General features: G+C 60.5%; 6 protein-coding genes. All 6 read left to right on the top strand.

Annotated elements, in window-relative coordinates; translation table 11 throughout:
• Positions 1 to 525: FAD binding domain-containing protein (locus tag VGP75_RS06580; protein WP_327542892.1), on the top strand; the 525-nt coding region annotated here is incomplete at its 5' end.
• Positions 522 to 2,855: a xanthine dehydrogenase molybdopterin binding subunit gene (xdhB, locus tag VGP75_RS06575; RefSeq protein ID WP_327542891.1), complete on the top strand. Its 2,334-nt coding sequence runs from the start codon at positions 522 to 524 to the stop codon at positions 2,853 to 2,855. The genes VGP75_RS06580 and xdhB, both read left to right, overlap by 4 nt.
• A complete protein-coding gene (gene xdhC / locus VGP75_RS06570; RefSeq protein WP_327542890.1) occupies positions 2,852 to 3,589 on the top strand; it encodes a xanthine dehydrogenase accessory protein XdhC in 738 nt (245 codons plus the stop codon). Before xdhB ends, xdhC begins: the two co-directional genes overlap by 4 nt.
• Positions 3,586 to 5,109 (top strand): ABC transporter ATP-binding protein, encoded by a 1,524-nt coding sequence (locus VGP75_RS06565; protein WP_327542889.1) that lies wholly within the window; start codon positions 3,586 to 3,588, stop codon positions 5,107 to 5,109. Before xdhC ends, VGP75_RS06565 begins: the two co-directional genes overlap by 4 nt.
• A gap of 51 nt (positions 5,110 to 5,160) precedes the next feature.
• Positions 5,161 to 6,237, top strand: coding sequence for an ABC transporter permease (locus VGP75_RS06560; protein WP_327542888.1), 1,077 nt, complete (start codon positions 5,161 to 5,163; stop codon positions 6,235 to 6,237).
• Positions 6,237 to 7,151, top strand: a complete 915-nt coding sequence (locus VGP75_RS06555) for an ABC transporter permease (RefSeq protein WP_327542887.1) — start codon at positions 6,237 to 6,239, stop codon at positions 7,149 to 7,151. Before VGP75_RS06560 ends, VGP75_RS06555 begins: the two co-directional genes overlap by 1 nt.
• The last annotated feature ends 90 nt before the right edge of the window (positions 7,152 to 7,241 follow it).

Genomic DNA, 7,241 nt, shown 5'->3' with positions numbered 1-7,241 from the left:
TCGCCCATCGGCGACAATCCACCCGCGCTCATCGCACTGGACGCTACCTTGCACCTGCGCCACGGCACCAAGACGCGTGACTTGCCAATCAAAGATTTCTTTATCGCCTACGGCAAACAGGACCGTGCCCCGGGCGAGTTGGTGACTGGCGTGACGCTGCCCAAGAACGCACCCGCACTGCGCTGCTATAAAATCTCGAAACGCTTTGATCAGGATATCTCGGCGGTTTGCGGCTGCTTCAATGTCACTGTTGTGGACGGCGTTGTCAGCGAGGCACGCATCGCCTTTGGCGGCATGGCGGGCACTCCGCACCGCGCGCATGGGGTTGAGGCGGCGCTCATCGGCCAGCCGTGGACGTCTGCGACAATCGCAGATGCCGCCGGCCTTTTTGCGCAGGACTACACGCCCATGTCCGACATGCGCGCCAGCGCGGATTACCGCCTGAAGGTCGCGCAGAACCTGTTGCAGCGCTATTTTGCGGACCTCAGCGGTCAGGCCACCTCTGTTTTGGAGGTGAGAGCATGAGCGTTGCCAACCCCCTCCCCCATGATGCCGCAACCCTGCATGTGACGGGGGCAGCACGCTATATCGACGATATCCCGACACCGGCGGGCACGTTGCATCTGGCCTTTGGCATGGCCGAGATCGCCTGCGGGACCGTTCGCGCGATGAACCTTGAAAAGGTGAAGAGCGCCGCCGGTGTTGTCGCTGTGCTGACAGCAGATGATCTGCCCTTTGCCAATGATGTCTCGCCATCGGCACATGACGAGCCGCTGCTGGCAACAGGGCGTGTGCATTATTATGGACAACCCCTCTTTCTGGTGGTCGCACAGTCGCATCTGGCAGCGCGCAAGGCTGCGCGGTTGGCGACGATCGACTACGCCGAAGAAACGCCGATCCTGACAATCGAAGATGCAATCGCCGCCGATAGCCGCTTTGAAGACGGCCCCCGCATCTGGACCAAAGGTGATGTGGAAAGCGCCCTGAGCACCGCGCCACACCGCATCACGGGAACGATCACTATGGGCGGGCAGGAACATTTCTACCTTGAAGGTCAGGCGGCCTTGGCTCTGCCGCAGGAAGGCGGGGACATGGTCGTGCAGAGTTCGACCCAACACCCGACCGAAATCCAGCACAAGGTGGCCGAGGCACTGGGCGTTCCGATGCATGCCGTGCGCTGTGAAGTGCGCCGCATGGGGGGCGGGTTCGGCGGCAAAGAAAGCCAAGGCAATGCGCTGGCGGTCGGCTGCGCCGTGGCCGCGCGGCTGACAGGCAAGCCATGCAAGATGCGCTATGACCGTGACGATGACATGATGATCACCGGCAAGCGGCACGATTTCAGGATCACCTATGACGCAGGCTTTGATGGTGAGGGGCGCCTCACCGGCGTTGATTTCACCCAGATGACACGCTGCGGTTGGGCGCTTGATCTGTCACTCCCCGTGGCCGACCGCGCGATGCTGCACGCCGACAACGCCTATCACCTGCCCGCCGCGCGGATCACTTCGCACAGGTTCAAGACCAATACACAGTCCGCCACCGCCTTTCGCGGCTTTGGCGGCCCGCAGGGGGTGCTGGGGATCGAGCGGGTGATGGATCATATTGCCGCCGAACTGGGCCTTGATCCTGTCGTGGTACGTCAGCGCAATTACTATGCGGGAATGCAGGCCAAAGGGCCGGGAACCGGCCAGCGGTTTGGCGCGGAGCATTCACCCAAACCCGCCGTTCAGACGACGCCCTACCACATGCCCGTCAAGGACTTCATCCTGCACGAGATGACCGAGGCGCTGCTGGCGTCCTCCAACTATCACGCCCGCCGTGCCGCCATCACCGAGTGGAACGCGGGCCAGGAGGTGCTCAAAAAAGGGATCGCCTTCAGCCCTGTGAAATTCGGGATTTCCTTCACCCTGACCCACCTTAACCAGGCGGGCGCGCTGGTGCATGTGTATCAGGACGGCTCGGTCCATATGAACCACGGCGGGACAGAAATGGGCCAAGGGCTGTTTCAGAAGGTGGCGCAGGTCGCCGCTCACCGCTTTGGCATAGACGTTTCGGCGATCAAGATCACCGCCACGGATACCGGCAAGGTGCCCAACACCTCGGCGACGGCGGCGTCATCAGGGACGGATCTGAACGGGATGGCGGTGGCCAATGCCTGCGATATCATTCGTGACCGGATTGCGGCCTGTCTTGCAGAACTGCACCAGACGCACGCAGACAACGTGCGCTTTGAGAACGGCCGCGTCTTTGTCGGTGCCGCTCAAATGAGTTTCGCTGAGGCGGCACAAACCGCCTATCTTAACCGCGTGAGCCTCTCCGCCACAGGGTTTTACAAAACACCTGATCTGGCATGGGACCGCATCAAAGGCACCGGCACGCCGTTCTTCTATTTCGCCCAAGGTGCAGCCGTAACCGAGGTGGTGATCGATACGCTGACGGGGGAAAACCGCATCCTGCGCACCGACATCTTGCATGATGCGGGCGCATCGCTGAACCCCGCACTGGATATCGGGCAGGTCGAAGGCGGCTATGTCCAAGGTGCCGGGTGGCTGACCACCGAAGAGCTGGTCTGGGATGACAAGGGGCGTCTGCGTACCCATGCGCCTGCGACCTATAAAATACCTGCCTGTTCGGACCGGCCCGATGTGTTCAACGTGGCTCTTTGGGATCAACCGAACCCCGCCCAGACCATTTATCGCTCCAAAGCGGTAGGTGAGCCGCCTTTCATGCTGGGCACTTCAGCGTTTCTCGCGTTGTCGGATGCGGTCGCCGCCTGTGGCAACGCCTACCCCGACCTGCAGGCCCCCGCGACTGCCGAAGAAGTGCTGCGCGCTGTTAAAAGGGCGCGCGCATGACGGCAATTCGTATCACGGTGACGAAAACCGCGGGGTCCGTACCACGTGAAGCGGGGACACAAATGCTCGTTTGGGCGGACCGGAGCGAAGGGACAATCGGAGGCGGCACGCTGGAATGGGAGGCGATGGCCGAAGCGCGCCGGATGCTGCGTGACGGACGCCAAAGCCATAGCGCAACGGTACCGCTTGGCCCCGCACTCGGCCAATGTTGCGGTGGATCGGTCAGCCTTTTGTGGGAAGAGGCGGAGGCGATGACCGCCCCCCCTGCCCGTCCGCTCTGGATTTACGGCGCGGGCCACGTCGGGCGCGCTCTGGTCAACGTGATGGCACCTTTGCCGGATTTCGAGATCACTTGGGTGGATACAGGTCCCGAACGCTTTCCAGAGACCGATGTGACAACTCTTGTCGCCAAAGACCCTGCCCTGATTGTCAAACATGCCCCCACCGACGCCGATCACCTGATTCTCACCTATAGCCATGAAATGGACCTCGCCCTCTGCCACGCACTGCTGAACCATGACTTTCACAGTGCGGGATTGATCGGATCGGCGACGAAATGGGCGCGATTCAGGTCGCGCCTCGCGGCATTGGGGCATACGCCCGCCCAAATCTCGCGCATCGCGTGTCCAATCGGGGATCCCGCACTTGGAAAACACCCTGCGGCGATTGCACTTGGCGTCGCAACTGCGATGATTAGCCCTCAGGCACGCCAGACAAGGGAGCGCACTGCATGACGGAACCGCTGTTGCGCCTATGGGGGCTGACCAAAGCCTATCCCGGTGTCATCGCCAACAAGGACGTCTCCTTTGATATCGGGCGCGGAGAAGTCCATGCACTTTTGGGCGAAAACGGGGCCGGCAAATCGACATTGGTAAAAACCATCTACGGATTGGTCAAACCTGACAGCGGGACGATGACGTTGGAAGGCGAACCATTTCAGCCCGCCGAACCACGCGCCGCCCGTGCGGCTGGCGTTGCGATGGTGTTCCAGCATTTCTCGCTTTTCGATGCGATGAACGTGGCCGAGAACATCGCGCTTGGCATGGAGAACCCGCCGCCCCAGGCAGAGATTGCGGCACAAGTCCGGCAGGTATCGGATCAATACGGTCTGCCGCTTGATCCCGACCGGATCGTAGGTGAGCTGTCGGCAGGTGAGCGCCAAAGGGTTGAGATCATTCGCTGCCTGTTGCAGGACCCCAAGCTTTTGATCATGGATGAACCGACATCGGTCCTGACCCCGCAAGAAGTGGCGATCCTGTTTGAAACGCTGCGCAAGCTGAGCGGCGAAGGTACGGCGATCCTGTATATCTCGCATAAGCTCGAAGAAATCCGCGCACTTTGTGACAATGCCACGGTCCTGCGGCTGGGGCAGGTCGTCGGCACCTGTGATCCACGCACGACCTCGGCGCGGGATATGGCGGAACTGATGGTGGGCAGCACGCTGCATGTGCCCCACAAAGAAGACAAGCCTGCAGGTGAAACCGTTCTGGCGCTCAAGAAGCTGAGCGCGAAGGCACCGCATCGTTTTGGCACACCTTTGCGGGATATCGTCCTGGAGGTGCGCAAGGGTGAGGTGCTGGGGATTGGTGGCGTTGCAGGCAATGGACAGGACGAGCTAGTCGCGGCCTTGTCGGGTGAAATGAAAACGGTAAAGGCAATGATCAGCTACAAGGGCCAGCCAATCGGCCACCTCGCCCCAAATGCGCGGCGCAAGATCGGCATTCTGGCAGCCCCCGAAGAACGGATGGGCCATGCCGCGGCACCTGATATGAGCCTCACGGAAAACGCAATCCTGACAGCCATGACGCGCGAGAAACTGACGACAAACGGGTTCCTGCATTGGGCCAAAGCACGGAAATTCGCCGAAGGGGTGATTGCCGCTTTTGACGTGCGCACGCCGGGGCCGCAAAATGCGGCGCGGTCACTGTCCGGCGGAAACCTGCAGAAATTCGTAATCGGCCGCGAGATCATGCAAGCCCCCGAGGTACTGGTCGTGAACCAGCCGACATGGGGTGTTGATGCATCAGCGGCAGCGGCGATCCGGCAGGCGCTGCTTGATCTGGCGGCCAAGGGAGCGGCGGTGATTGTGATCAGCCAGGATCTGGACGAGTTGATGGAGATTTCCGACCGCTTTGCCGCGTTGAACGAAGGGCGGCTTTCGGCGCCGCGTCCTGCTGCGGGACTGACGGTGGAAGAGATTGGTCTAATGCTGGGTGGTGCCCACGATATGGAGGTGGCGCATGTTGATGCGTAAGGATGCCTCCGGCGGAAGTTTGATTGGACATGGAAAGTCAGGGGGCCGCGCATGATTAAGCTGGAAAAGCGCCCGCAGCCCTCAAAAAGGTGGACCTTTGCCACCCCGATTGTCGCGGTGCTTTTGACCATGTTCTTTGGTGGCGTCTTGTTCGCAGCCCTTGGCCAAGATCCACTGGTGACGATCCGTACCATCTTCTTTGATCCGCTCTTCTCCGAGTTTTCATGGTTTTATCGCCCGCAGCTTTTGATTAAGGGCGCGCCTTTGGTGCTGATCGCGATTGGTCTGTCTTTTGGCTTTCGCGCAGGCATTTGGAATATCGGGGCCGAGGGACAGTATATCGTCGGTGCGATTTGTGGGGCTGCTGTGGGCCTCGCCTTCTATCCGATGGAGAGTTTCATTATCCTGCCATTGATGGTTGTCGCGGGTGCATTGGGCGGGCTGTTGTGGGCGATGATCCCCGGCCTGCTACGGGTCAAATTCGGCACCAACGAGATCCTTGTGTCGTTGATGCTGGTTTATGTGGCCGAGCAATTGCTGGCCTCAATGGCGCTGGGTGCGCTGCGCAACCCCGAAGGTATGGGTTTTCCCGGCAGCCGGAATCTCGCGCAATATCCATCCGCCACAAGCTGGATCAATCAATCCGCAGGCATGCACTGGGGGGTTGTTACCGCGCTGATCGCTGTGATTTTTGCCTATATCGCCCTGTCGCGTCACATCTTCGGGTTCAACGTGCGCCTCTCGGGGCAAAGCCCGCGAGCCGCGCGGTTCGCGGGGGTGAACCCCGGCAGACTGATCCTGATCTGTATGGGGATTTCGGGCACTTTGGCGGGGCTTGCGGGATTGTTCGAGGTTGCGGGACCTGCCGGGCAGGTCAGTATCGACTTTAACGTAGGCTACGGATTTACCGCGATTATCGTGGCCTTCCTCGGACGTCTGCACCCCGTCGGAATTTTGCTGGCAGGCGGTCTGATGGCACTGACCTATATCGGCGGCGAGATCGCCCAGTCCAATCTGGGCCTGCCGATTGCCGCGATCCAGATTTTACAAGGCATGCTATTATTCTTCCTGCTCGCGGTGGATGTGCTGACCAACTACCGGATCACCTTGGCAAGAAAGGCGCACTGATGGACCTCTCTTCGATCAACCCCGTCCTTTTGCTCGCCTCCCTGATGGTCGCCGCAACGCCGATCATGCTCGCCGCGATTGGCGAACTGGTGGTCGAACGTGCAGGCGTTCTGAACCTTGGTGTCGAGGGGATGATGATCACCGGGGCTGTCTGCGGCTTTGTCGTGGCGGTCGGCACCAATTCACCTTGGATGGGATTTGCGGGCGCCGCCCTTGGCGGTGCGCTTATTTCACTCATCTTTGGCTTTCTGACCCAGTTTTTGCTGTCCAATCAAGTGGCAACCGGTCTTGCGCTGACACTCTTCGGGCTGGGGCTGTCGGCCTTGATGGGCCAGGGCTATATTGGGATCAAGGCGCCCGCCTTTCCGGATTGGCATATCCCGATCTTGGGCGATATTCCGGTGATTGGCCCGATTGTTTTTCAGCATGATCCGATGGTCTATGTGGGGATCGCGCTTGTCGCGGCCGTCTGGGCATTTCTGCGCTATTCACGCGCAGGGCTGATCCTGCGTGCAGTCGGTGAGAACCACGAAGCGGCCCATGCGCTCGGCTATCACGTTGTGCGCGTGCGGATGCTGGCGATCATGTTCGGCGGGGCCTGTGCGGGCTTGGGCGGCGCCTACCTGAGCCTTGTGCGCGTGCCGCAATGGACCGAAGGGATGACCGCCGGCGCAGGCTGGATTGCACTGGCCATTGTCGTCTTTGCAAGCTGGCGTCCGGGGCGGCTTTTACTCGGTGCCTATTTGTTCGGCGGTGTCACTGTGTTGCAGCTTAACCTGCAAGCAGCGGGTGCGGCCATCGGTGTCGAGTATCTTTCTATGGCGCCTTATCTGGCGACTATCGCGGTTCTGGTTATTATGCGGGCTGGACGTGCGCCCGGATCACTGGGACAATCTTTCCATGCCTCACGTTGAGGCGACAACAAGACCACCAAGGGGATACACATGACAACGAAAACACTATTGGCCAGTGCTGCGCTCGCGCTTGGCCTTGCAACAGGGGCC

Origin of the sequence: Yoonia sp., from assembly GCF_036007805.1 — a bacterium.
Classification (GTDB): domain Bacteria; phylum Pseudomonadota; class Alphaproteobacteria; order Rhodobacterales; family Rhodobacteraceae; genus Yoonia.
This window is presented reverse-complemented; position numbering and strand designations above follow the sequence as displayed.

Bases quoted from the DNA above. Each gene is read 5' to 3' on its own strand.
- VGP75_RS06565 (WP_327542889.1), top strand. From the start codon at position 3,586: ATGACGGAACCGCTGTTGCGCCTATGGGGGCTGACCAAAGCCTATCCC.
- VGP75_RS06560 (WP_327542888.1), top strand. From the start codon at position 5,161: ATGATTAAGCTGGAAAAGCGCCCGCAGCCCTCAAAAAGGTGGACCTTT.
- VGP75_RS06555 (WP_327542887.1), top strand. From the start codon at position 6,237: ATGGACCTCTCTTCGATCAACCCCGTCCTTTTGCTCGCCTCCCTGATG.
- xdhC (WP_327542890.1), top strand. From the start codon at position 2,852: ATGACGGCAATTCGTATCACGGTGACGAAAACCGCGGGGTCCGTACCA.
- xdhB (WP_327542891.1), top strand. From the start codon at position 522: ATGAGCGTTGCCAACCCCCTCCCCCATGATGCCGCAACCCTGCATGTG.